General features: G+C 61.7%; 20 protein-coding genes, 2 tRNA genes and 1 pseudogene. 10 read left to right on the top strand and 13 right to left on the bottom strand.

The window, feature by feature from the left end; genetic code table 11:
- Positions 1-56 precede the first annotated feature (56 nt).
- From EH165_RS09260 to EH165_RS09240, 5 genes are all read right to left on the bottom strand, one after another.
- Complete coding sequence (locus tag EH165_RS09260) at positions 57-791, bottom strand: hypothetical protein (protein ID WP_124799206.1); 735 nt, start codon at positions 789-791, stop codon at positions 57-59.
- Positions 792-833: 42 nt separating this feature from the next.
- Positions 834-2,081: a GNAT family N-acetyltransferase gene (locus EH165_RS09255; RefSeq protein ID WP_164479171.1), complete on the bottom strand. Its 1,248-nt coding sequence runs from the start codon at positions 2,079-2,081 to the stop codon at positions 834-836.
- Between the two features lie 139 nt (positions 2,082-2,220).
- The gene (locus tag EH165_RS09250) at positions 2,221-3,444 is read right to left on the bottom strand and encodes a pyrophosphate--fructose-6-phosphate 1-phosphotransferase (RefSeq protein ID WP_124799204.1); all 1,224 of its coding nucleotides are present in this window, start codon (positions 3,442-3,444) and stop codon (positions 2,221-2,223) included.
- 71 nt (positions 3,445-3,515) lie between these two features.
- Positions 3,516-4,742 (bottom strand): benzoate/H(+) symporter BenE family transporter, encoded by a 1,227-nt coding sequence (locus EH165_RS09245; protein WP_124799203.1) that lies wholly within the window; start codon positions 4,740-4,742, stop codon positions 3,516-3,518.
- Positions 4,743-4,891: 149 nt separating this feature from the next.
- Positions 4,892-4,965, bottom strand: a tRNA-Gly gene (locus EH165_RS09240).
- Between the two features lie 101 nt (positions 4,966-5,066).
- On the opposite strand from EH165_RS09240, the gene EH165_RS09235 reads away from it, so the two are divergent.
- Positions 5,067-5,140 (top strand) — tRNA-Pro (locus tag EH165_RS09235).
- Between the two features lie 363 nt (positions 5,141-5,503).
- The gene (locus tag EH165_RS09230) at positions 5,504-6,346 is read left to right on the top strand and encodes a class F sortase (protein ID WP_124799202.1); all 843 of its coding nucleotides are present in this window, start codon (positions 5,504-5,506) and stop codon (positions 6,344-6,346) included.
- 108 nt (positions 6,347-6,454) lie between these two features.
- Here EH165_RS09230 and EH165_RS09225 read toward each other — a convergent pair whose 3' ends face one another.
- From EH165_RS09225 to EH165_RS09215, 3 genes are read right to left on the bottom strand one after another with little or no spacing between them, the layout of a single operon-like run.
- Positions 6,455-6,778, bottom strand: a complete 324-nt coding sequence (locus tag EH165_RS09225; RefSeq protein WP_124799201.1) for a P-II family nitrogen regulator — start codon at positions 6,776-6,778, stop codon at positions 6,455-6,457.
- 40 nt (positions 6,779-6,818) lie between these two features.
- Positions 6,819-9,431, bottom strand: coding sequence for a DUF2309 domain-containing protein (locus tag EH165_RS09220; protein ID WP_124799200.1), 2,613 nt, complete (start codon positions 9,429-9,431; stop codon positions 6,819-6,821).
- Positions 9,428-11,014: a proton-conducting transporter transmembrane domain-containing protein gene (locus tag EH165_RS09215; RefSeq protein WP_124799199.1), complete on the bottom strand. Its 1,587-nt coding sequence runs from the start codon at positions 11,012-11,014 to the stop codon at positions 9,428-9,430. Before EH165_RS09215 ends, EH165_RS09220 begins: the two co-directional genes overlap by 4 nt.
- 133 nt (positions 11,015-11,147) lie before the next feature.
- On the opposite strand from EH165_RS09215, the gene EH165_RS09210 reads away from it, so the two are divergent.
- Positions 11,148-11,450, top strand: a complete 303-nt coding sequence (locus tag EH165_RS09210) for a helix-turn-helix transcriptional regulator (protein ID WP_124799198.1) — start codon at positions 11,148-11,150, stop codon at positions 11,448-11,450.
- Positions 11,447-12,307 carry a DUF6671 family protein gene (locus EH165_RS09205; protein WP_124799197.1) on the top strand — a complete coding sequence of 287 codons (861 nt, stop codon included), beginning with the start codon at positions 11,447-11,449 and terminating at the stop codon, positions 12,305-12,307. Before EH165_RS09210 ends, EH165_RS09205 begins: the two co-directional genes overlap by 4 nt.
- Positions 12,308-12,424: 117 nt before the next feature.
- Here EH165_RS09205 and EH165_RS09200 read toward each other — a convergent pair whose 3' ends face one another.
- Positions 12,425-13,930, bottom strand: a complete 1,506-nt coding sequence (locus tag EH165_RS09200) for a hypothetical protein (RefSeq protein ID WP_124799196.1) — start codon at positions 13,928-13,930, stop codon at positions 12,425-12,427.
- A gap of 101 nt (positions 13,931-14,031) precedes the next feature.
- Positions 14,032-14,544, bottom strand: a complete 513-nt coding sequence (locus EH165_RS09195; RefSeq protein WP_124799195.1) for an RNA polymerase sigma factor — start codon at positions 14,542-14,544, stop codon at positions 14,032-14,034.
- Between the two features lie 320 nt (positions 14,545-14,864).
- On the opposite strand from EH165_RS09195, the gene EH165_RS09190 reads away from it, so the two are divergent.
- The 5 genes from EH165_RS09190 (at position 14,865) to clpX (ending at position 19,797) form a co-directional block, all read left to right on the top strand.
- Positions 14,865-15,092 carry a hypothetical protein gene (locus tag EH165_RS09190; RefSeq protein ID WP_124799194.1) on the top strand — a complete coding sequence of 76 codons (228 nt, stop codon included), beginning with the start codon at positions 14,865-14,867 and terminating at the stop codon, positions 15,090-15,092.
- Positions 15,093-15,239: 147 nt separating this feature from the next.
- Positions 15,240-16,658 carry a trigger factor gene (tig, locus tag EH165_RS09185; protein WP_124799193.1) on the top strand — a complete coding sequence of 473 codons (1,419 nt, stop codon included), beginning with the start codon at positions 15,240-15,242 and terminating at the stop codon, positions 16,656-16,658.
- A 279-nt stretch (positions 16,659-16,937) separates the two neighbouring features.
- Positions 16,938-17,519 carry a ClpP family protease gene (locus EH165_RS09180; protein ID WP_124800428.1) on the top strand — a complete coding sequence of 194 codons (582 nt, stop codon included), beginning with the start codon at positions 16,938-16,940 and terminating at the stop codon, positions 17,517-17,519.
- Positions 17,520-17,534: 15 nt separating this feature from the next.
- Positions 17,535-18,197 (top strand): ATP-dependent Clp protease proteolytic subunit, encoded by a 663-nt coding sequence (locus EH165_RS09175; RefSeq protein ID WP_124799192.1) that lies wholly within the window; start codon positions 17,535-17,537, stop codon positions 18,195-18,197.
- A gap of 331 nt (positions 18,198-18,528) precedes the next feature.
- Positions 18,529-19,797 carry an ATP-dependent Clp protease ATP-binding subunit ClpX gene (gene clpX / locus EH165_RS09170; protein ID WP_124799191.1) on the top strand — a complete coding sequence of 423 codons (1,269 nt, stop codon included), beginning with the start codon at positions 18,529-18,531 and terminating at the stop codon, positions 19,795-19,797.
- Between the two features lie 31 nt (positions 19,798-19,828).
- Here the strand turns inward: clpX and fdhD are convergent, their stop codons facing one another.
- The 3 genes from fdhD to EH165_RS09155 all read right to left on the bottom strand — a co-directional run bounded on the left by fdhD (position 19,829) and on the right by EH165_RS09155 (position 23,680).
- Entirely contained in the window at positions 19,829-20,659 is an 831-nt protein-coding gene (fdhD, locus tag EH165_RS09165; protein ID WP_124799190.1) for a formate dehydrogenase accessory sulfurtransferase FdhD, read from the bottom strand.
- 100 nt (positions 20,660-20,759) lie between these two features.
- Positions 20,760-21,242 carry a GNAT family N-acetyltransferase gene (locus tag EH165_RS09160; protein WP_124799189.1) on the bottom strand — a complete coding sequence of 161 codons (483 nt, stop codon included), beginning with the start codon at positions 21,240-21,242 and terminating at the stop codon, positions 20,760-20,762.
- Between the two features lie 134 nt (positions 21,243-21,376).
- Positions 21,377-23,680 (bottom strand): FdhF/YdeP family oxidoreductase, encoded by a 2,304-nt coding sequence (locus tag EH165_RS09155; RefSeq protein WP_124799188.1) that lies wholly within the window; start codon positions 23,678-23,680, stop codon positions 21,377-21,379.
- A 122-nt stretch (positions 23,681-23,802) separates the two neighbouring features.
- Between EH165_RS09155 and recO the strand changes: the two are divergent.
- Positions 23,803-24,573 (top strand): annotated as a pseudogene (gene recO / locus EH165_RS09150) (DNA repair protein RecO); the annotation flags it as partial.
- Positions 24,574-24,720 lie beyond the last annotated feature (147 nt).

Genomic DNA, 24,720 nt, shown 5'->3' with positions numbered 1-24,720 from the left:
TCCCGTTACGCAGCACCATCTTGCAGGACACCTCTCGCGCCTCGGTGCGTCGAGGATTATCTACGGGGCTGCCGCTCTGGTTTTTTGCTCGCGGGTAAGGGCTGCGCAGGGGTGTAGTTGCGCCGGACAATCACGAGATCGGTTTCTGCTTCGGCGATGTCGGCTGCGCTGGGCTGAGCCAGACTTCGTGCCCTCAAAGCCGCGGACCAGGTCACCTGCGTGCCACGCGTCGTCACCAAACCGCGAAGCGCCCGCTCGGCGATTTCGGCGCGGCGATCGCGTGGATGACGTGTTTGCTCCCGGTAGGGCTCCTGTTTACTCACGTCTTGCCGGTGTGTCTGCTCCCGCGGGGATAGTTCCCGACTGGCAAGGTGCTGGAGCTCCGGTGCGCCGTTGTCGCTGGTTTCCTCGCCATGCTCAGTCTGAACTGGGACCGCTTCGAGACCGACGTTTTGCTGTCCGTCGCTGCTCGTCTCCGGGTGCGCTGGTTCAGGGGATTTCAGGTGTCCCTGAGGGGTGGGAGCGGGTGTTTCTAATGCTTGCAGTTTGGCCCTATGACGGCTTCGCTTCGATTCGCGCTGTCGCGGCGCTCGCGCCTTCTCCTTGCTCCCAACGGGAGCTTCAGTAGGGGAAGCGGCGGCGGGTTGTGGCAATTCTCGTGCAGCCGACTCGGAGGCTAGGCCCGAGTTCTGATCAGGGCTCGAAGTTGTCGTGGCGGCCACATTGGGGGGACCCTGCTCGCGCCTTGCACTCCTTCGGCGCCGGTGCGGAGTTTCGGAAGTGTGTTCCATCCCTTGAGCATGCCCCATCGAAAGGCAAGTGTGACGCTCCGATCAGAAGCCTTCCGGACACCACGGCGCGCTCGCAGTGGACATCGCCAGATCTAAGTCTGCGATGGCGGTATGATCCCCGGTGATGCGCCCGGCTGCGGCGAGCCGCGCGATCCGGGCACCGCCAAGGAAAGCAGCTCCCAGATCGCTGATGTCCAGAACGATCTCGGCGAGTTTGGCGGTCCGCACGGCGCTACTCGCCCCAAAGCTCCGTGGCCCCGCAGTAAGCGTCAGCTCCCAGGTGCCGTCATTCCAGGGGCATGTGGCGTCGGTGACCCGCACCCGTACGCGTGCCGCGGAGCTGTAGGAGCGCAGTCCGATAGCGCGATCAAGGTCAACGATGCGAAGCCAGAGATGGTCTCTGGTGGTGGTGCGGATGGCACGGGGGTCAACCACCAAGTCCTGAATAGGATCGTCGAGGCTGGATCTGCCGTAGCTGATTTCGCGTACCAGCGAATAGCTCAGCAGGTGCGCCCATAAAGCTGCGTGGGCCTGCGGGGTGGCGGCGCAAAGTTCGATGATGACGAGAGTGCCCGCTGGCCCGCGAGCATCAAAGCTGCCCTTGGTGCGGAAGGCGACGTAGCCGTCGGCGTGCAGCACAAACTCGAGGTTGGATTGTCCGTCGCGGAAGTACTGATGGTCGCTGAACAGGTAGTTCCACGTTGCCTCGGAGCGGGACAAAAACCCGGTTGTTTGCTCGGCTATGCGTTGGTGCAGCGACCGGATCGCGGGAAGCGCGGCATCCCGCTTCATGTGTGTGACCGACCCTTGCTGGGGTATTGAGCGCAGCTCGAGGCCCTGCGGTATCTGGCGGCCAGCGCTGAGGCTTGCAAGGCCATAGCCGAAGCGCCCGTAGATGCCAGATTCACTGGCGGTGAGGAGGGCAATCGGCTCACTCCTCTTCTCGTGAAGAGTCTTGAGTTGATCCGTCATCAGCCTGCGCAGGATGCCTTGGCCGGTGTACCCGGGCTGGACGCTGACCCACGTAACCGCCGCAACCGGTGCACGCACGCCCCCGGGAAGCGTCAGTGACTTGCTGAAAATACCTGCCGCACCCACGATGTCGTTGTGGTCGAAAACTCCGGTAAACCGATCCAATTCGAGCGCGGGCGCGATCACTTGGTCGAGTACATCCTGCGGGGGGAGCTCGAGGAACGCCCGACCATCGAGCTCCAAAAGGTTTTGAAGGTCGGCCGAAGTGAGCGAGCGAAGCTTCAGCCCCTGGGCGATGGGCTTGGCGGCGTCTGTCATAGCGACCATCCTGCCTTACACAGTCGGGGAGATGGAAACCTATACAGAGCGATGGAGGCGCGACCCGCGGATCGATAGAGCGAAGCGCCGCCAGCCCGAGTGGTGAAGAGCTGACGGCGCCGTCGTTCAACGCTCGTTATCAGTGTGCGGCCGCAGCTTTCGGCACCGGCTGGCCGATGACGCTTAACATGTCGACGAACCAAGCGGTGTGAATGTCGAACGCTTTGCCGCCCTTCAACCGGGAGAACTCAATGGCGCGCAACACGTCCCCGGCCTCTTCGTCATGGCCGATGCAGCCGGACTCGCCGCGCAAAGCGGAGTCGACGGCAAAGTCCGTCATCGACTTGATCAAACGCAAGTCCTCGGCGTTGGCTGGGGCGGCCCGTGAGTAGTACCCGGACTTTTGGACCATCACCTTTTCGGCGCCGAGCTTTTCGGCAAACTGTTTCGCAAACCAGGCGCCCGGGTTGACGGTATCGAGTTTGACGTGACCGAAGGGGTCGCGCTCTGCTGGGGTGCCCGCTGCTTCCAGCTGGCCAACGATGGTGTCCATCCCCGCTCCTTCGGATAGGAAAATGGTGACATTGCCTACCCGGTCCATGATTTCGCGCAGTCGCGTCGCTTCGCTCTCAAGATCGAACTCGGCTTCGGGCACGTAGACGGCGTGCACATCCCAGGCCTCGGCAGAAAGCCCGATTTCCGGTAACCACTCTTGGGCGTCCACCCACTTGCGGTACTCGGCCGCCGTCGCGGCGGTCAGCCAGCCACAGTGGCGACCCATCACTTCGTGCACGATGAGCATCCGCGAACCGGAGTTGTGCTCACCGATGATGTTCTGTGCGAAGCGAGCACCCTCCTGCGCGGCGGTCCACGCCCCGAGGGACTGTTTAATCGGGATGACGTCGTTGTCGATGGTCTTGGGGAGGCCGACAACGGTGAGTGCGTAATCGTTCTCGGCGAGGTAGGCAGCTAAATCCGCCGCTGTGGTGTTGGTGTCGTCGCCGCCGATGGTGTGAAGGATGTCGACGCCGTCCGCTGTAAGGCGCTCCGCGGCGACTTGCAGTGGGTTAGCGCCCTCCGCGACTAGGCCCCGCTTGACCAAATCTTTGGCGTTGGTCAGCTTGACGCGAGAGTTGCCGATCGGCGATCCACCAAAACGATGCAGAAGTCCTGCGCCAGCGCGGATCTCGGGGGTGATGGTGATGTAGTCAGCAGCAAGCAGCCCTTGGTAACCATGCTTATAGGCAATGATTTCCACTTCGGGTGCCAGCTCGGTGTAGCGCTCGATCAGGCCACCGACGGCGGAGGACAGGCAGGGGGCGAATCCGCCCGCGGTGAGCAGGGCGACTTTACGCACGGTCATAGCCTTTTCAAGCCTTTCGCTTTACTTACCATTTCGCTGAGCGCACATCTGCCCGGCCATCGGGTCTGAGTTTACTTTGTTGCTGCGGAGGCCCCTGCCAGCTTCGCCTTCCGCATGTGGGGGATTCGCATAACAGCGAGATACATGCCGCCAGCTACCAAAGCCCAGAATGCGGCGCTAATTCCGGCGAACGACATCCCAGACGCTGCAACGACAAACGTGATCGCCGCAACCTCGCGGTGGGCAGGATCGGCCAAGGCGCTAGCCGCAGCAGCTGCGAATGAGCCGATCAAGGCCAAGCCCGCAATGGACGCAACGATGCCCGCGGGCGCGGCAACCGAGATCGCGGCAACGGCTGCCGCAAGTGGGCCGAACGCGAGATAGGTGACCCCGTTGCCCACTCCCGCGATCCAGCGTTTCGCCGGATCGGGATGCGAGCCGGGACCGGCCGGTATCGCTGCGGCGATGGCAGAGAGGTTGATAGTGAACCCCCCGAGGCCTGCGCCAAGTGCGGTTGCCGCGCCGGTGTAAGTGAGCGCTTGACGCAGCGGAACGGCGTATCCAAAGGTCGCCATCACCGCCGTGCCAGCGATGTTCTGACTCGTCATGGTGACCAGGTACAGCGGGACACCGATGGCGATCACTGCGCTGAGGCTGAACGTCGGGGTAGTCCACACCATGTGCGGAACCAGTTGTGAGGCAGACAATTTGCTCAGCGAACCGCTGCCAGCAATGACGACCAGTGCGGTCACCAACGCTGCTGGCACTGCCCAACGTCGGGAAATACGCAGCATGATGAGCCATGTCAGAAGTACCGGCGCAATGGAGAGCGGGTTGGCTGCCAGCGCGGTGAAAGGCTGGACGCACAGGGTAACGAGGATCCCCGCCAACATCGCGTTTGCCAGCGAGGTGGGGATCATTCGCACCCATCGCCCCAGCGGCGCAATGAGCCCCGACGCGGCATAGAGGATGCCGGCGAAAGCGAACGCGCCGAGCGCCGAGGCGTAGCCAGCTGTAGGAACCGAAGCACCAGCCATCAAAGCGGCGCCCGCCGTAGACCACGCCATGGTGATCGGCATCCGGTACCTGAGCGAAAAAATGACGCAACCAGCGCCCATCGTTAGGCAGATGATGAAAAGCCCTGACGCTGCCTGATTGTCGTTGGCGCCGAGAGCGCGTAAGCCGGTGAGAACCACCGCAAATGACGAGGTGAAGCCGACGATGCCTGCCACGAAACCCGTCAGGATTGTCGGACCGACCCCGGTGGCTCTCGCCGTCGCTGGGACATCGGTCGACATGGGTGCTCCTGGTTGGTGCCGGCGTGCTGTTGTCGGATGAGACAGTAGTCGACTTCGACCAGACTCAGGGGATTGAGGAAAAGGACGTGAGGGCGAAGCCACCGTCAAACGCCTGCCCAAAACAATGGTGTGGGCGAGTTGCAATTGTGTGGAGCGGGCGACGAGAATCGAACTCGCATCATCAGTTTGGAAGACTGAGGCTTTACCACTAAGCTACGCCCGCATATGACCTCCCGAGTCGCCTCGGGGTGCGGTCCCAAGGTTACCCGATCCCGAGCACTGGAAAAAACCGCTCGAGGAGCAAGGTATCGTTTCAACAGTCAACGGGGTGTAGCGCAGCTTGGTAGCGCATCCGCTTTGGGAGCGGAGGGTCGCAGGTTCAAATCCTGTCACCCCGACAATATGGTGCTTTTCCCTTTTCGGGAGCGCGGAATCGTGATTCGACGCGCATCAGTGGTGCTGGGCCCAGGCAGCGGTCCCGACGGGTGAACAATTTTCCAGCGCCGTCCATAAGCTTCCCACCGGACGTTCTCACGCATACGCTCACCACCATCACGCTGTACATACCAGCGAATCCGGCTGGATAGCTGTGCGGCGATTATGCATCGTGCGATAACTGTCGTGACCAAAACCTCCCTCGGCATCAGCTGCCGCCCCGAACCGAGCGCAGCTCGGCGAAACCAAGGATCGTTTTTTTGACGGCCTGGTGGATAGGCGCCGAGAGTAGGGTCGCACTAACGAAAGTAATAGAGGAGCCGTCCGTGCTGCACAGGTTTAAGCAGTCTCCGCAGTTGCAGCGTTTGACAGCGGGCCTTCTCGCGATCATCGGAATCATTTTGATCACCGTCGCGTCGTGCTCCTCTACCCCAGGGCCACCGCAGCCCGCTTCGTCAGACGTGACGAGATCCGCGGCGAGTGCGCCAGCTGCTGTCGCAAGCGCTCCACAAGCTAGTTCGCCGACTTCCGAACCGGCGCCGACGAGTGAGCAGTCCGTGGAGCTATCGCCCGCCGCAGTACCGTCCGCCGCGGAATCGCCCGTTGCGGCAGCACCCGAAACGAGTCAGCCGTCAGTCGCGTCGCAAGCATCCGTAGCGGAAGAAGCCCCGCAAAACCCGGACAATGGGCTCATCTTGCCGGCCGCACAACCAATAAAGATTGACATCCCCAGCCTGGGAGTCTCGTCGAAGATGATCGATGTGGGGCTGAATCTAGACGGCACGGTGGAAGTACCGCCGCTGGACGATCCAGAATCCAAGCCCGGCTGGTTCCGCCAATCGCCTGCCCCCGGAGTACTTGGCCCGTCGATCATCCTGGGCCACGTAGACAGTAAAAAGTACGGCCCCGGATCGTTTTATAAGCTGGGGGCAATGCAAGTGGGCGACAAAATAGACGTCACTCGTGATGACGGCACGGTCGCGGTCTTCAACGTGGACGAGGTCCAGTCCATCCTTAAAAGCGAGTTCCCCACCGAAAAGGTCTACGGCAATATCGACAATGCTGGCCTGCGTTTGATCACCTGCGGTGGAGAGTTCGATCCGAACGCGAGAAGTTATGAGAGCAATATCATCGTGTATGCCTCGCTCGAGTCTTCCCACCCCGCCTAAGGACAAAAACGTGTCGGCTGAGATGCCGCAGCGAGCCGATTGTCGCGCTGCGGCATCCCGGCCCGAACCGTCTTGAGTAGACGGTGAACCCCGGTGGCCTTCCAGCTATCAGCTGAAGTAGTCCGCGCGGCTTACGTAGGTGTCGGTCAGGAACATCACGCCGGCGGTCTCTTCGAATAACGCGGTGAGTCCGGCCAGCAAAGCGTCAGCTTTGTCGTCCGGAACGACGGTGATGAGCAGTTCGAGTGTTGCCTGCTGGTTGAAGAGCAGTCGCCCTTGGTGGTAGCCGTGATGGCCAAGGCCTGACACGCCGGAAAGGCTCGTGAAGCCGGTTGCTCCGCAGCTGCGGAACAGGTCGTGCACGGCGGGAGCGTCGGCGCCGGTAACGACGACTTCGAGTTTCGTCATCTTCGTCAGGTTGTCGCGATTCATGCTGTTTTCCTTATCTTCAGGTGGATGGTGCGGATAGCGATCAGTTGCTCGGTCCGGACCACGACTGCCAACCCGCGGCAGTGCGGAGTTTCCAGGTGCCCGTTTCGTAATCTGGCGCGGTGAAGGTGAACCACTCGCCGTGCAGGAGCTCCTGCAGGATGGGGTTCCGTTCGACGATCGTGTCTATGCGATCGGTGGGTGCATGGATGACGGTCAACAGCCGCATTGGCTCGTGAATGAGGGTGTCGCCAACGGCAACCGATTGCCACGGCAGACCCAGTTGCAGGTCGCCGGCGTGCCCGGCGAGAACGCCCACGCCGCCCAGCACGTTATGGATCGTTTTGCTGCCTGCACCAAAAATATCCGGTGCCACCGTGGAGAAGTAGTACTGCGCGTTAATCCACTGCGCGACCACCAACGGGGCGGTCAAGATAGTCTCGAGGACGCTGCCGTCCTGATCGTCCTGCGGCAGGTAGGAGTGTAGGAACGCCCTGCGCTCTAGATCAATCCCGTAGGTCTGGGCGCGGGGCCCGATGATGAACGCGGCGTTCCCCACCAGACCCCATTCCGGATACACCTGGGCCCAGTCAGCAGAGCGCGTGCTGGCGTGCCGTGATGCTACGGCGGGGTTCTTCCGAGCCCGCCCTGGCGCGTAGGGCAGGAGCGCGCTGCGTTCGGCGGTGAGGGCTTCTCCAGCAGCGGCGAGGTCCGCACAAAGTTCGTCTAGCTCGGCCCGATGGCTGGGCGGAATCGCATACTCATCCAAAATGACGACCCGGTCGGTGGCGGTATCGTGCTCGGCCGATATGAAGACAGTGTCGGCAGGAATGTTGATGTTGTGCTCCCGCAGCCCAACGCGGACTTCGGGATCGTTGAAGATCAACGCTGCCGTCCGAGCCGTGGGCCCCCCGCGTTGCCCGCCGCAGGCCCCGCAGTCGAGCGATGCCTGGTACGGGTTGTTGCTCGTGGTGCTGCCGTGGGCACAGAAGACGACGAGCCGTGCAAAATTGCGGATCAGGCCCATGGTGGACAGCGCGACGCGTGCGTAGTTAACGCGATCCGCGATGCCGAACCCGTCTTCCAGGCTGATCTGGGTATCGGCTGCTGGCGCGACCTGGCGCCGCACGAACCGGGCGATTGCCGATCCCACCCGGGGAGCGAGCGTCCGCGCGGCACTTGCGGGTCCGGCCAACCACCCGGAGGCTTCAGCGAGCGCGTATGGACTCACAGAGTCGTCCTTCGCGCTGTGGAACGCATTGTGCGCTCCCGTCAGGGTCTGCAGCCCCGCCAAGCGCTTTCGGCTGCCCAGATCCGCGCCCGGGGCGGGGGTCTCGCTGACGACGAAAGACGGCTTAATGAGCACGGGGCACAAATCGTTGGAGTCCCCTTGAGCCAAATCGGTGAACCGGATCGCAGCAAAGAAGAAGCCCGCGAACCCGAGGGTTTGGTACTTGTCAGTGACCTCGAGGTGCCTGCGCAGTCCCTCAGACCGAGTGTCGATGCAGTTGACGATCTGCGCCGCTGGCCGTGGACCTGAGGCGGTGCTGGCCGGCTCGACATCCGTCGCGGGCATCTGCTTGAGCAAGGCGTCACGGTAGTGGAACTCGAAAGCCTCCACCCACACCAACGTGCGGTCTTTGACAGGCAAGGTACCGAGAAGGCGTATTGCCCGGGTGATATCGGTGTCGAGGGGGCTCGTGATACCCAGCGCGGCAAGGGCGTGAGATGCCCGAGCCGGAAGATGCGCAGGGCGTTCGGCGACCTCGGGGGTCAAGGTGGTGGCAGGCGTGGCAGGCGCTTGGTGGCCAGCGAGGAGCAGCGCCTCATACGTCAGCCGGATCGCGAGATAATCGAACATCGTGATCCGCACCGGCGCCGTGTGGTCGTTATGCCAACGGATGTGCGAGGGCCAGCCGGGCTGCTGCGTCAGGTGCGCGGTGGCGTAGTCGCGGTAAGCGGAATCGGCGACGCCGAGGGCGTTGAGAGCGATCAGAGCCGCGTCATCCGCGCGCTCAGGAAGGTTACGGAGCGCGGCCCGGACGGAGCGGTTTAAGGTGGGGTCGCGATAGGCCAGTGCACGCCACGACGCGAAAAACCCGTCAGGATGCTCGGGCATTGCCCACGCGGTGCTGTCGGTGGTGAGGTAGGCCGCGCACCATCGGCTGCTTAGCTCGTTGACCTGGTCGGCAACCGACGGAGCGATTTGCTCGCTCCGGGTCCGGTAGACCCGTACCGGTTCAGGGGCCGGAGCTCCGGCGAGCAGATCGGCTCGCAAGATGTCGAAGGCGCTGAAGGTTTTGCCACCTGATGCCAGCGGCGGCTCCGAGCCTAGCTGCGGGTATCTGCGAGCCAAGGCATGGTCGAGGTCGACGGTGCTGATGCGGCCCTGCGAAAAGTAGTCGCGGTACTTACCTTCGGGAAGTGCGGCCGTGGCACCGTAGAGCTCACCGGCCCGAAAGGCGGCCGTGTCGAACGGGAGATGCTTGAGCCCGTCAAGAGGATTTACGGCGATAAAGGTCCGCAGCGGATAGTGCGTCGGGAGGATCCGAGCGGCCACGGCAACGCTCGATCGCAATGTGGCCCGCGCCCTGAGATTGGGTGCTGGGGGGGAGCTTTCGGTGGACGCGGGGTGGGCGGGAGAGGTGTTCGTCATCTGGTGGCTCCTGCTGTGGTCTTGCGAGTTGAGGAGTGGACATGAGCGGGGGTGACGTGGCTGGCGGCCAGCGCGTAGGCGTACACGGCATGACGTAGGCCGCCAAAGCGACTGGACCCACCTGCTCGGATGAAGACTGACAATCCGGTGAGAATGAGCGCAATAGCTACCAAAATCCACGGCGCGGCCGTGATGGCAGCAAAGGGTGGCAGGGCGGTATCAAGAACGTTCGTGAAACCGAGAACCACTGCGGCATAGGCAAAGACGGCCACACAAATCAGGACTGTGAAGGACGCCGCCGAGGCGATGCCGGGGGCACGACGAAGCCAGGAGTACAGCAGTGTCGCAGAGCTTGCCAGAGCGAAGAGCAGCAGCGCCAGTGCGGAGGCGGTATGTGTGTTGTTCGCCAGGAGGTATTCGGCGGCCAGCAGAGTCAGTGTGGGTGCGGCGAGAGCCAACACCAGCGTGCCCGCGAGCCAGCCCCGACTGCGCTTGGGCGCTGGCGGTGCTGCGCGGCCACGTTGAACGTGAGCAGTCTCGGCGCCGGAGGAGAGAAACAAACTGGCCTTATAGAGGCCGTGCGCGACCAAGTGGAACAGGGTCGCGGCGTAGAGGCCAAGAGCGCCGGTCAGGATCATGAAGCCCATCTGCGCCATAGTGGAGCGGGTCAGGGAGCCTTTGATGTCCGGCTTCACCAGCATCAGCACGCCCGCGTACCCAATGGTGGCGGTGGCTGCCACGACCGCCAGTGCAATAGCAACGTCGCTGGGGCGAACAAGCGGGGCCAACCTGATGAGCAGCACTCCGCCGGCGTTCACCACGCCGGCGTGCAGCAGTGCGGAGACGGGCGTAGGCGCTGCCAAGGTGGCGGGCAGCCAACCCGGAAGCGGGAGCTGCGCCGACCGGGAAAGAGCGGCAACGACGGCCAGAATGCCAGCTGCGGTGAGCGTGACGGGGTGCTCGGCGAGTAGGCCGAGGTTCAGTTCGTTCAACTGCACCGTGCCAACGGAGACGGAAACGAGAATGACGGCGAGCCAGAGTGCACCATCGCCCACCAAGAACGCCCGCGCGGTCTTGGTTTGACCATCTCGCGCGTCCGGCAAGCTCCGGTTGGTGCCCAGGAGTAGCCACATTGCTAGCCCGGCCACGCTCCAACAAATGGCGAAGGTGATCAAAGTCCCCGCGCTCATGAGTCCGGCCGAAGCGGCGGTGAGCAGCGCTGTCGAAGCGGTGAACCAGCTCGCTCTAGAGTCACCCGTGAGGTAACGACCGGCGAATAGCTGGACGATGGTTGACACCGAACACACCAGCAACAGCAGAACCGCAGTAATGCGGTCACCCATCAAAGACAACGCGGGCACCCCTGAGCCAGGCCAGAGGTCTGCCGACATCGCATCAGTTCCGGGCTGAAAAACAATGACAGTGACCACCACGCTCAACAGCAGGCTGATTCCCGCTGCGCAGGCGCCCACTAGGTTGACAGTGCGGGTGAGTGAATTCCGTCGGCCAGCGGTAACCGCGAACACCGCTGCCAGTAATGGCGCGGCGACGATTGCCATGAGCACTGCGCCCTGGCCCGTCATAAGAAGGTCACCATCTGTGTTCTCGCTTTCGCTGTGTTGGTACTTGATCCGGTGGAAACCTTACACAACACATGACATTTATAACACCTATTGAATGACGTGTTAGAAAAGTCACGTCTTGTATAGTGGGGAAATGAGCGACTGGACCTTCTTCACCAATCACGGGCATGCGTTCTTTTGCATCGCCCGGGATCCCGAGATTCGGCTGCGCGATGTTGCGGAGCGAGTGGGGGTGACGGAGCGGGCTGCGCAGCGCATCGTCGCTGATCTCGTGGAATCTGGCTACCTCGAGCGGGCGCGGGATGGTCGTCGCAACCGGTATCGGGTGTGCCTGGACATGCCCCTGCGTCATCCGGTAGAAAACGCGCACCGTATCGGAGACATCCTGACGTTGCTGCAGCCAAATGTCGAAGTACCTGACGCCGCGCAGTCGTGACACAACCGCACGAGGTGAACCCCTACCGCAACGCAGCCGTCGCATTCGCCAGCTTGCATGGCAAGGCAGATCACGTCCGGGCGGCGTTTGCCGACATTCTTGGCGCCCTTGTCGTGGCAACGGATGCGGTGGATACCGACCAGTTCGGAACTTTTGCCGGTGATGTCAGGCGCACTCTGACGCCGTTGGCGGCGGCGCGAGCGAAGGCTCAGCTCGGGATGCGGGCAACGGGACTGCCTTACGGATTGGCGAGCGAAGCAAGTTACGGGCCACTCCCAGGTATCGGCATCTCCGGCCACGAGGAGATATTGCTCTTCATAGATGGAGAGCGTGGACTGGAAATTATTGAAGGCAGCCGGTCGCTCATTACTCCCGGAACTGCCTGCTGTGTAAGCGATTTCACCGAAATTGAGTCAGCACTTGCCGAGTGGGGATTCCCGGCTCAGGGTCTGATCTGCCGGCCAGCGGTTGGGGGTGAAGCCAGCGATATCGTCAAGGGCATCACGACAGAACGTGCCCTCCGCTCCGCGCTTGCGGCGTCATTCCAGTCTTCTGTTGATGGGCGCGCACTCGTGGAACCAGATCTTCGAGCCCACCACAACCCCACCAGGCAAGCAGTTCTCACCCAGCTCGGCCTCGCTGTGGCCCAGCGGCTGAGCAGCCTGTGCCCGATGTGTGCAAGTCCCGGGTTTGGCCGGACCGGCACCGATCTGGGTCTGCCTTGCTCCGATTGCGGCACACCGACCGACCTCGCATTACAGGATATTTACACCTGTCCGGCGTGTGCACATAGGCAGAAACTAGCCAGGCCATCCTCGTTCGCAGAACCGCTCTGGTGTCCGCGCTGCAATCCCTGATAGAAAATCGCGAGGGTGACAAAAACCGTGGGGGAGAACCTTGCGGTTCGCCCCCACGGTGTGGGATCGCCGACAATAACTGCCCGGCAAAAGCTTTTAGGACCCAGGCAGACAGGCCTAGCCGAAATTGAGTGCGGAATCAGCGACCGCGATCACCGACCAGGTCGCCCCGGTTCCGTCCGTCAGCGTGTAGGTGGGAATTAGCAGGGAGGCGCCGGAGTCTAAGTACTGCAGCGCCAATCCGAGGGTGGCGCCAGTGATGGTGACAGTGGTGACCGGCCACGCGATCGGCGCGCCGGGTGTGGGCGCCGCGGGGGCAACGCCGTCCGCGGGTGGAGCCAGGGCTGGGACAGTGGCTGGGACAGGGGCATCAGATCGCACCGTTTCGGCAGCGTACATCACGTTGGCCGCGCCAAATCGGGGATCACCGAGCCGCGCTACGGCATCTGCTGGACTAATGACGGGGTAGTTCCCGGCGCTCACCAAGGGAGCCAAAGATCCGTACAACGAGGAGATTTCCGGTCCGGAGAATCCGATGGACCAGCTGATTCCGTTTCGAGCCCCGTCAAGGAGCGCATATCCCGAAACGTAGGAGTAGCCGGGGTTTGACGGGTCGGCTGGGCTTGCCTCGAACTCGAGGGTGGCCGGATCGACGCCGACGGTTGTGAGTAGTTCTGTGAACCTGGCAATGGCTTCGTCGCCGGTGGGAGCGCTTCCGACATCGCGCTGTGCGCAGGACGGCGCTACATCGGTCAGCGGCCCCGGGGTGGTGTCGGGGCCGGGTTCAGAACTGGATCCAGCATCACTGGGGGCGATGGCTTGCGGGCAATACCAGGCGTCCACCTGCGGGTTGTAGTAGTTGAAATTGGCAACCCCATCGACTGACAAAGAGACAACAGGCCCAGTGCCGTCCGATGCCCCGACTGTCCAGGAGTTAAATTCGAGCCGAGGTTCTCCGGTCACGCCCAACTTTGCTGCCAGCGCAGCTACCGTGGCCGAGGTCGCCACCGCTGCCGGATCGAAGCCATAGGCCGCCGCCGTGGCGCCCTCGGTGGACAGACCGTTCTGCGTGAAGACTGTTCGGCCGAAGTAGCCGGGCATCGATGACATTTTGCCGTCGGCGCCGCTGGCGGCGAAACCACCCGAGCCCGCTGATCGCGCCTGGGGACTCCCGAGCATTTCGCCGCCAGGACTCCCGGGCCTCACCGGGGCCGCCGCCGGGGCAGCCCCGCCTTCAACTCCCGGTCTGCTCATTGCTACCGACGGTGCGGTTGTAGCCGCTGCTGCGGCGGCCTGCTGGGTCGGAACCTGCTTGGAACCGATCGCATAGCCGCCCAGGCCCACCGCAAGCACGGCTGCGGTAGCCGCTGCCACCTGAAGCCAACGGGTAGTCGGTGCCCGTCGGATAGAGGTAACGGAAGCAACATGTTCGGGATGGGAGGGGGGACCGACAGGGGCCTGCTCAACCGACGTTGCCCGAAGGACCGCGGCGCGGATCGCGCCCAGATCGGGCCGCACTCCGGACGCGGGGTCTGCTTGCACCACACGGTCGAAGGCGGGATCGGCCCCGTCAAAGCCGGCGCTGTCGTGGTGGGAATTCTCCGGACCAATGGTGTCGCTCATGGTGTTCCAACCTTGCGTGAGGAGTCAGTGTGGCGTTCTACCCGGTATGTGTCACGGGCGCATCATTTCTTGCGTGCAAAAGCGATGACCAAATGGCGTATTCAGTGCGCGTCGACGACGGCCCAAGCCGATCGCAGCCGAGCGCGAGCCCGAGATAATGCTGCGTCGGCGCCAGAGCGAGAGATGCCAAGCACTCCAGCAATCTCGTTGCCAGACAACCCTTCCCACGCACTCAGCAGTAAAATCTGTCGATCCTTTGCTGATAAAGCTTGGAGTACCTCGGCTATTTCGTCTACCTGAGTCGAGTTATCAGACCAATGCACCGTGCTGGTTTCCGCACTCACGTCAGCGAAGTCGGAATCGGTGAAAGGGGACAGCGGTATCGCCCGACCTTTTCGCCGATAATTAGCAAGTAAATAGCCAGCGGTTTTGTAAAGCCACGGCAGCTCTGAATCTGCCGGAACGTCGTTGCGGCGGCGCCAAGCGATGACGAAGACGTCAGCTGTCAGATCTTGCGCATCGTCGACGGGCGCGCGCCGGACGAAGTAGCGAAACACCGCCTCGGAATGGGCCTGGAACAGGTTGTTGAACCAGTCCTCGTTCTCATCCGGCACTGGGCCCCCTCTTAGGTCATCAATCGCGTGCACGAGCCACGCAGGGTGTCCCTGCGGTTCGCGGTTACTGGACCTATGTCGCCGGGACCGGCAATCTTGCACTCAATGATGTCCCAAGAATCGTCGACCTTGCGTGGCCCATCGGCTCGCGGTCCGCGGACGTCGAAGTTTAGTAGGCGAACCGTTACCGAGGATCTTTGCGTGCAATGGCAGGCTTAGGCTCATGTTCCTGTGGCGCGCTGGGCCACAACCACCCTCCCACCAGCGTGCGTCGCACCACCACAGTTCCGTTCATCGAAAGCCGTAACCATTGGAGAGCCATGAGTGAGACCCAGCCCGACCAGGTAACTGAGGAATTGGTCGCCGAGGTCGTCGGATCGCAGGACGCCCTGGTCGCTGGCTTCTACGAGTTCGAAGAGATGATCTGGAAGCGCATCAACGAGCAGGAAGGCGACGAGGCCAGAGGCGCCGTCGCTACGTGGGTAGCCACGGAGCTGGAGCGGGTACAGAAGCAGGTTCAGAAAGAAATCAGGATTGTCACGGAGTAGGTCGCGCTCTCGGTGACACCCCCAGCGCATGTTCGAACCTTCTCGCATTAGGGGCGCGTCCAGCCGTCCCCTAGACTCGGCAGGGCATTTGCGCTGTAAAGCGCCGCCCTTGTGCATCCGCAACTTCCCGACCGAGGAGCATTTCCTGTGAAGAGCACTGTCGAGCATTTGAACCCCACCCGGGTGAAGCTCACCGTTGAGGTTCCGTTCGACGAGCTCGGACCGAATTTTGCCAAAGCTTATAAAACGTTGGCTGGCCAGGTCCGGGTTCCTGGATTCCGTCCGGGCAAGGTGCCGGCGAAGATCATCGATGCGCGTGTGGGTCGTGGCGCCATCTTGTCGGAGGTGGTGAACGATGCGCTTCCGGACAAGTACAACCAGGCGTTGGCCGAAAACGACATCACGCCGTTGGGTCAGCCCGACATCGAAATCACCAAAATTGAAGACAACGACGAGTTTCACTTCACGGCCGAAGTAGATATTCGCCCCGAAATCACCCTGCCGGATTCGTCCGGGATCGCTGTCACGGTCGATGATGTCGAGGTCACCGACGCCGACATTGACGAGCAGATCGAAGCCCTGCGTGACCGCTTCGCGACCATCACCGTGGTCGAGCGGGCAGCTGCCGACGGTGACGTCATCACAGTGGACCTTCGCGCCAGCATCGACGGCGAAGACCTGGAAGACGCCACTGCCGATGATCTGACCTATCGCGTCGGATCCGGCGACTTGGTTGACGGCATCGACGACGCCGTCCTGGGCCTTTCCGCTGGAGAGTCCACCACGTTTGTCACCAAATTGGTGGCTGGCGAGCACGCGGGCGGAGACGCCGACGTGACGGTGACCGTCAACACCGTCAAAGAGCGGGTGCTTCCTACCATCGACGACGAGTTCGCCGCCGAAGCGTCGCAATTCGATACCGTCGCCGAAATGCGTGACGACCTAGTCGAGAAAATCCGCAGGGTCAAGAACCAGGCCCAGGGTGCACAGGCCAGGGACAAGGTTCTCGCAGCATTGCTCGCAGCGGTGGAGATCCCCGTACCCGAAGCCGTCGCAAAGGCAGAGTACGACTCGCGCGAACACGATGTGCTGCACTCGCTCGGACACGACGAAGGCGCCTTCAACGTCTGGCTCGAGGAGCAGGGAAAGACGAAGGAAGAGCACGAGATCGAGCTGAGGGCAGTGGCCAACGAAGCTATCCAGACCCAGTTACTGCTCGACGCCATGGCCGAGAAGGACGAGGTGGGCGTCTCTCAGGAGGAGTTCACCGAGCGGATCCTGTTCAGCGCGCAGCGCTACGGGATGAGCCCGGACGAGTACTTCAAGCGCTTGCAGGAGCAGAACCAGCTCGGATCAGTGTTCGCCGATGTCCGCCGGGGTAAAGCTCTGGCCAACGCAGTGCAGCACGCGTCCGTCACCGACGCGTCAGGGAACAAACTTGACGTCGCCTCTCTCTTTGGTTTTGAGCCGGTGGAAGACGAGGCGGAGCCCGTTGCCGGGGATGTGGTTGACGAAGCAGCTGAAGGTTCGGTGCCTGAAGCATCTGAAGAAGCCGACAAGGCCTGATCTGCCGAGCAGCGACGCTTAGACCGTGAAGCTGGCCGCTCCCTGGTGGTGCGGCCAGCTTCACGCCGACAGCGAACAGAGCGCCGAGACGGGCACCTTTGTCCGCCCGTCGTGGTTACTGTCAATACAAGACCTCCCGTGAAAGACGCAGATTTCCTAGCTGCATCTGCACGCCGGAGGGCTAATCGTAGAAAAGACGATCCGACCAAGGAGAAGTCAGTGAGCCACCGTCACCCCCTGGCAGCCATCGAGGCTGTCGCACCCGAAATTTTGCCTGCCATCATGCGCGGGACACCCGGCATGTCGCTGACTGACTCGGTTTCCGAACGACTGCTGCGCGAGCGGATCATCTTGCTCGGCTCAGAAGTGCGGGATACCAACGCCAATGAAATCACGGCTCAGCTGCTGCTGTTAGCCGCAGAAGACGGCGAAAAAGACATCACCCTGTACATCAACTCGCCAGGCGGGTCGGTGACAGCGGGGATGGCCATCTTCGACACCATGCAGTTCATCGAGCCTGACGTTGCCACCATCGCGATGGGGCTAGCTGCTTCGATGGGACAATTCCTACTCTCGGCCGGCACGCCCGGTAAGCGTGCGGCACTGCCACACGCTCGGATCCTGATGCATCAGCCGTCGGCTGGAGTCGGTGGGACATCCTCGGATATTAAAATCCAAGCCGACATGTTGAACCGGACCAAGAAGGAAATGGCCGAGATCATCGCGTCCCACACGGGGCAAACTGTGGAGAAAATTACTCTCGATTCCGACCGCGACCGGTGGTTCACCGCCGCAGAGGCGCTGGAGTACGGGTTCATCGACAAGGTCATCACCAAGGCCTCCCAGAGCCCGGTTAAGTGAGAGGGAGAAAACACCATGAACTCTTTTCAGCCCGGTGGTTCCGCTTACCCAAGCGATTCCTCACACGCCCCGTCGTCGCGCTACATCCTGCCTTCCTTCGTGGAGCGGACGAGCTATGGCGTGAAGGAATCCAACCCTTATAACAAGCTGTTCGAGGAGCGCATCATTTTCCTCGGCGTGCAAATCGATGACGCTTCAGCCAATGACGTGATGGCCCAGCTTCTGACGTTGGAATCCAACGATCCGGACCGCGAAATCACGATGTACATCAACTCGCCTGGTGGCTCGTTCACGTCGATGACAGCGATTTACGACACCATGCAGTTTGTCCGACCGCCGATCCAGACCGTCTGCCTCGGGCAAGCAGCCTCGGCCGCAGCGGTGCTGCTGGCAGCTGGTACCCCGGGAAAGCGATTGGCACTGCCCAACTCTCGGATCCTTATCCATCAGCCAGCCACGGAGGGCGTCTACGGTCAGGTGTCCGATTTGGAGATCCAAGCCAACGAGATCCAGCGGATGCGGACGACGCTTGAAAACATCCTGTCGCACCACTCCAGCAAGAGTCCGGAAGAAGTTCGTCAGGACATCGAGCGCGACAAGATTCTGACCGCGGCGGAGGCCAAGGAATATGGCTTGATCGACCAGGTTTTGGAATACCGGAAGATGATTCCTTCCTGATTCAGCGCGTGAGATGTGCTTAAGCCGGCCGGTTCCCCTTACTGGGAACCGGCCGCTTGTGTGAGCAGTACACATGTGGCCCTGGCTGCAGCCGAACGCGCGAGCGAAGTACTGGATACAGTGGGAGTGGAGAAATAGGCGTGTCGGTATCGGTGCAAAGCCGCTCCGTCGGGCACGGAACCGGGTAGCGTTTGAGCAGGTTGGCGAGCGGACGCTGCCTGCGTCTGAGATAGATGACGGCACGATCCGAGACGGACAGCTTCCAGCGCTAGGCGCTGGCACCACATTTCAGTGCCACCGCGCTGGAAGAACCTGAGGAGTATGAGGGCACATGGCACGCATCGGTGACGGCGGCGATCTGCTGAAGTGCTCGTTCTGCGGGAAGAGCCAAAAGCAAGTTCGGAAACTGATTGCCGGCCCCGGCGTGTACATCTGTGACGAATGCATCGATCTCTGCAACGAGATCATCGAAGAGGAACTCACTGAAACATCCGAGGTCAAACTCGACGAGCTTCCGAAGCCGATTGCCATCAACGATTTCCTTGACCAGTACGTGATTGGCCAGACTCCAGCGAAGAAGGCACTAGCCGTCGCGGTTTACAACCATTACAAGCGCATCCAGGCTGGCCCCGATCGCGGCCCGGATGCCGTTGAACTTGCCAAGTCCAATATTTTGATGTTGGGCCCCACGGGCTGCGGAAAAACCTACTTGGCGCAGACCCTCGCGAAAATGCTGAACGTGCCGTTCGCTATCGCTGATGCCACGGCGCTCACCGAAGCGGGTTACGTCGGCGAGGACGTGGAAAATATTCTCCTGAAGCTGATTCAAGCAGCGGACTACGACGTGAAGCGGGCAGAGACAGGGATCATCTACATCGACGAAGTTGACAAGATCGCACGTAAGTCAGAGAACCCGTCGATTACCCGGGACGTCTCCGGTGAGGGCGTCCAGCAGGCACTGCTCAAGATCCTGGAAGGCACCCAGGCGTCGGTACCACCGCAGGGCGGGCGCAAGCATCCGCACCAAGAGTTCATCCAGATCGATACCTCCAATGTCCTCTTCATTGTCGCGGGGGCTTTCGCAGGTCTCGAAAAAATTGTCAGCGACCGCGTTGGAAAGCGCGGCATGGGCTTCGGCACCGAAGTGCGCTCGAAGCTCGACATGGAAGATGCCGACGTGTTCTCCGAGGTGATGCCGGAAGACCTGATCAAATTCGGTCTGATTCCCGAATTTATCGGTCGACTTCCCGTCATTGCGACCGTCACGAGCCTGGACAAGCAGTCGCTCGTGCAAATTCTAACCGAACCGCGTGATGCCCTGTCGAAACAGTACAAGCGTTTGTTCGAAATGGATGGCGTGGCTCTGGAGTTCACTCCGGACTCGCTCGATGCGATCGCCGACCAGGCCATCCTTCGGGGTACCGGTGCTCGCGGTCTGCGCGCCATCATGGAAGAAGTTCTGCTACCAGTGATGTACGACGTGCCTGGACGTGAGGACGTCGAAAAGGTTGTAGTGACGGGCGAAACCGTGCGCGAGAACGTGTATCCGACGATTGTCCCTCGCAAAGCGAAGCGGGAACCTCGCGAAAAATCTGCCTGACCCTTCTCGGGGTGTGGCAGCAGCGCGGCGGTCAGGCTTCGGCGCCAACCACCCTGTGATGGCCGGTGTACACGTTGAACCCGGTCTGCCGGGTGAACCCGATTAAGGTCATCTCAGTCTCGGTTGCCAACTCGACTGCCAGGGAGGACGGGGCCGAGACTGCGATCAGCGTCCCGATGCCCGCAAGCACCGCCTTCTGCACCAGTTCAAATGAGGCCCGCGAGGAAACCACCAGCGCGTGCTCTGAGAGTGGTAGCTGATCCGAAAGCAACGCGGCGCCGATAACTTTATCGACAGCATTGTGTCGCCCCACATCCTCCCGGATCAAGCTAAGTGAGCCGGCTTGGGTCGCCAAGGCCGCGGCGTGGATTCCGCCTGTCCGGGCAAAGGTCTTTTGGTGCACTCGCAAGGCCTCGGGGAGCGCCATGATCACATCGGGCGTGAGGCGTGCCGGACCGCCGGGGGAGTAGCGGGACCGCTGGGCGATGCTGTCAATCGACGCGCTACCGCAGACGCCGCAGGCGGAACTGGTGACAACGGCACGGGACCGATCCGGCACGGGGTCGGCGAGACCGGCAGCCAGCGCAATGTCGATCACGTTGTAGGTGTTGCGACCCTGATCGTCTACTCCGTCGCAGTAACGAGCTACGAGGATGTCCTCGCGGCCGCCGATCACTCCCTCGGCGTGCAGGAAGCCATGGACTAGCTCTACGTCATGCCCAGGCGTGCGCATGGTGACGGAAAGTTGCTTGCCGCCGACGCGAATCTCGAGGGGCTCCTCGCCTGCCACCTGGTCTTCGCGGTAGGTGAAATCACCCGCGGCGAAGCGGGCGATCTTGGTACGGGTGGTGCCACGTCTCATATCACCAGAGTGCCATCTCCTGCGGCCGTCGTCACCCCGCAGGCATCTCTACCGCGGAGTCGGGACGAGGGTGACTCCCCGGTCGAGGCAGGTGCGGGCGTTACTTCCGGCAGAAACGAAGTTCGAGGATGCCCGACGGATCTACCCGCTCTGCCCCATCGGGAATGAATCCCTGCCGGATGTAAAACGCCGTGGCCCTGGGATTGTCCCGGTAAACCCACAGCGACACGGGAACTTCACCCGTTGCAGCATTCAGCAACAGGGTTGCGATGCCGGTGCCGTACATGGCTTCTCTGACGTAGATCGCGTACAGCTCTAGGTCGGTGGCCTTATCTTCGTCGCGGCTCGCGCCAGACACAGCAATGCCCACCACTTCGTCGCCGACTTCGGCAACGTAATGCTCGAGGTCGCCAGCTTCCAACTGCTCGAGGCGAATCTGGGCAAGGGCCTGCTGGTCTATTTCCGCAAACCTTGCGGCGTCCCATAGGTCGCCGTAAGCCTCCTGCCAGCAGACGTACTGGCAGGCCGCAAAAGCGGCCGCGTCTTCGGGAGCAGCTTTGCGGATTGTCGGAGCGAGATTCATCTAGGGGACCTACCGGCATCCGTCGAGGAAGAAACTGACGGGTTCTTCCGGTCGACCCCACGACACTTTTCGACCGGCCCTCTTGTCTAGTGGCTAGCCTAGTGCACGGCGACGAACGTGCTTCAGCGCACTGTCTAGGCTGCCTCAACCCGGATGACGACGGATTTAGAGGTGGGCGTGTTCGACGTATCGGCTACCGAATCGGTGGGAATGAGTACGTTGGCCTCCGGATAATAAGCTGCCGCCGAGCCGCGGGAGGTCGGGTAGACGACGATCCGGAAATCTTTCGCCCAGCGCTCCTGCATGCCTCCCTTACCATCCGGCCATTCACTGATGATGTTGACCAACTGCCGATCCCGAAGGCCTAACTCCGCGACATCGTCGGGATTGATCATGATCACTTTGCGGGCGTCCTTGATGCCCCGATAGCGATCGTCCAAGCCATAGATGGTGGTGTTGTACTGATCGTGAGAACGAAGCGATTGCAGCAACAATCTCCCCGCCGGCACCTTCGGCCAGCTGAGCTCGTTAAGCACTAGTTCGGCTTTGCCGCTGGCAGTGTTGAAGCTTCGTGAATCTCGCGGTGGGTGCGGCAGGACAAATCCGTTCTTATCCCGGACCCTTGTATTGAAGTCGTCGAAACCAGTTACTACCGCGGCGATGTGGTCGCGGATCAGGTCGTAGTCCTGCTCCATTGCCGCCCAATCCACCGGGTGGTCGGTACCCAGCACCGCCTGGGCGAGTCGGGTGATGATGACGGGCTCGGCCAGCAAGCAGTCCGAGACCGGAGCGAGGCGGCCCCGCGAACTATGGACGGCCGACATCGAATCCTCAACGGTGACGAATTGAGCGCCACTCGTGTGCTGGTCGTCCTTGTCGCTGCGTCCCAACGTCGGCAGGATCAATGCCTGGAGCCCGTGGACGACATGGGAACGGTTGAGTTTCGTCGAGATCTGAACGGTGAGGCCGATTTTCCGCATCCCAACCTCGGTCGCTGCGGTATCGGGGGTAGCAGCGACGAAGTTTCCGCCCATCGAAACGAACACATCAACATTTCCATGAGCCATGCCGCGCAACGTATCCACGGTATCCAGGCCGTGCTTGCGAGGCGAGCTGATGCCGAACTCTGAGTCGAGTGCGGCGAGGAACTTCTCTGGCATCTGCTCCCAAATTCCCATGGTGCGATCGCCCTGGACGTTGGAATGTCCTCGGACCGGGCAGACGCCCGCCCCCGGCTTCCCGATCATCCCTCGTAGCAATAAGACGTTCATGATCTCGCGGAGCGTAGGAACCGAGTGTTTGTGCTGCGTTAATCCCATTGCCCAGCAGACGATGATGGAGCTAGCGCTCACCATTCGCGCCGCGAGCGCTTCGATTTCCTCTCGTTTCAACCCGGTAGCGGTGATGACGTCGTCCCAGTCGAGCTGTTCGGCGTCATGGGCGTATTCGGCAAGACCGTTCACGTGCTGGGTAAGGAAATCGTGGTCCAGAACCGTTCCCGGAGAGGCTTTCTCGGCCTGCAGAATGAGAGTTCCAAGTGCTTTGAATAGCGCAAGGTCACCACCAATTTTGATCTGTAGGAAATCGTCTGCGATCTTCACGCCGCGCCCGATGATCCCCGAAGGGGTCTGCGGGTCGCTGAAGTTCATCAGCCCAGCCTCGGGGAGTGGGTTCACGGCAACGATGTGGCCGCCATGGGACTTGGTTTCAGTGAGAGCGGTCAGCATCCGGGGATGGTTTGTTCCGGGGTTTTGGCCCACCACCAAGACGAGGTCGGCTTGGTGGATATCTTCCAGACTGACGGACCCTTTGCCGATGCCAATGGTCTCGCTCAACGCGGAACCGGATGATTCGTGGCACATATTGGAGCAGTCGGGCAAGTTGTTGGTGCCGTAGGAGCGAGCAAATAATTGGTAGAGAAATGCCGCCTCGTTGGAGGTGCGACCAGACGTGTAAAACACGGCTCGATCCGGACTGATGCGGTTGAGGTTTTCTGCGACCAACTCACACGCGTCATGCCAGGAGATGGGTTCGTAGTGGGTTCCCCCGGAGCGCAGCACCATGGGGTGCGTGAGCCGTCCCTGTTGTCCAAGCCAGTAGTCGGTCTTCGTTTCCAGATCGGCAAGGGAATGCTGGGCAAAAAATTGTGGTGTGACGGTGCGTAGGGTTGCCTCCTCTGCGACAGCTTTGGCGCCGTTTTCGCAGAACTCGGCAGGTCGGCGGACACCCATGGGGTCAGGCCACGCGCAGCCGGGGCAGTCGAAACCGCCTCTGTGATTCAGCCTGGCTAACGATCTGGCAGTTCGCACGACCCCGGACTCTTCGACACCTCGCTTGAGCGCGACACCGACTGCCTTGAGACCGGCAGCGTGGTCCTGGACGGGCCCGATCACGAGGTTTGCTTCGTTAATATCTGCTTTCGGAGCTTTGCGTGCCATGATTCCATCATTCCACTCCCGCGTGCGGGGGTGCTGTCGGCTCAGCTTCACCCACCTGTTTCCCATCGGTGCTGCGGCACCGCCTGGGAGCTAGAGCCGTCTGAGGGTGGCACCATGGAGCGGTGACCGTGTATCGCGACACCGCCGTGGTGCTCCGAGTGGGCAAACTTGGCGAGGCTGACCGCATCGTCACCTTGCTCACTCGTCACACCGGCCGTGTGCGTGCAGTCGCCAAGGGGGTCCGGCGCACGAAAAGCAAATTTGGCGCTCGACTTGAGCCATTCAGCCATGTAGACGTCCAGCTGTACGCGGGGCGCAACCTCGATATTGTTACCCAGGCAGAGTCGCTCGACTCCTTTGGCGCTAAATTGACCAGCGATTACGGGCGCTACACGACCGCCAGTGCCATGGTGGAAACGAGCGAACGGCTGACAGCCGAAGAGCGTGAGCCCAGCCTCAAGTTGTACCTACTGCTGGTGTCGGCACTTCGTGCGTTGGCTGAAACCGAGCGTGACCCGTCCTTGATTCTCGACGCGTTCCTGCTGCGCGCCATGGGGCTTGCCGGCTGGGCGCCCGCTTTGAGTGAATGCGCGAAGTGCGGGGCGCCGGGGCCACACTCCGCCTTCAACGTGGCAGCGGGCGGGGCACTGTGTGTGAGCTGCCGGTCCGGGGCCGTAATGCGCCCAGCGCCCGGGTCGGTGGTGCTAATGCAGGCACTCGCGACGGGCGATTGGGCCACAGCGGAGGCCGGAGAGAGTACGCACCGGCGGGAAGCCTCGGGGTTGGTGGCAGCCCTGGTGCAATGGCATTTGGAGCGGGGGTTGCGCTCGCTGCCGATGGTCGAACGTAGTGCCCCCGCCGAGCTTCCGGACCAGATACGGACCGTCGCGGCGCCCAGGGTTGACACAGGGTTTGCCGACGCATTCGGCGCGAGAGCTGAATCCGCCGAGCGCGAAAGTACAGACCCTGTTCCTGCTGGAGTGCCACTCGCGATTGACGACTCGACACACCAAATGGAAGATGCTGAATTGACCGATGCG

Origin of the sequence: Nakamurella antarctica (genome assembly GCF_003860405.1) — a bacterium.
Classification (GTDB): domain Bacteria; phylum Actinomycetota; class Actinomycetes; order Mycobacteriales; family Nakamurellaceae; genus Nakamurella; species Nakamurella antarctica.
This window is presented reverse-complemented; position numbering and strand designations above follow the sequence as displayed.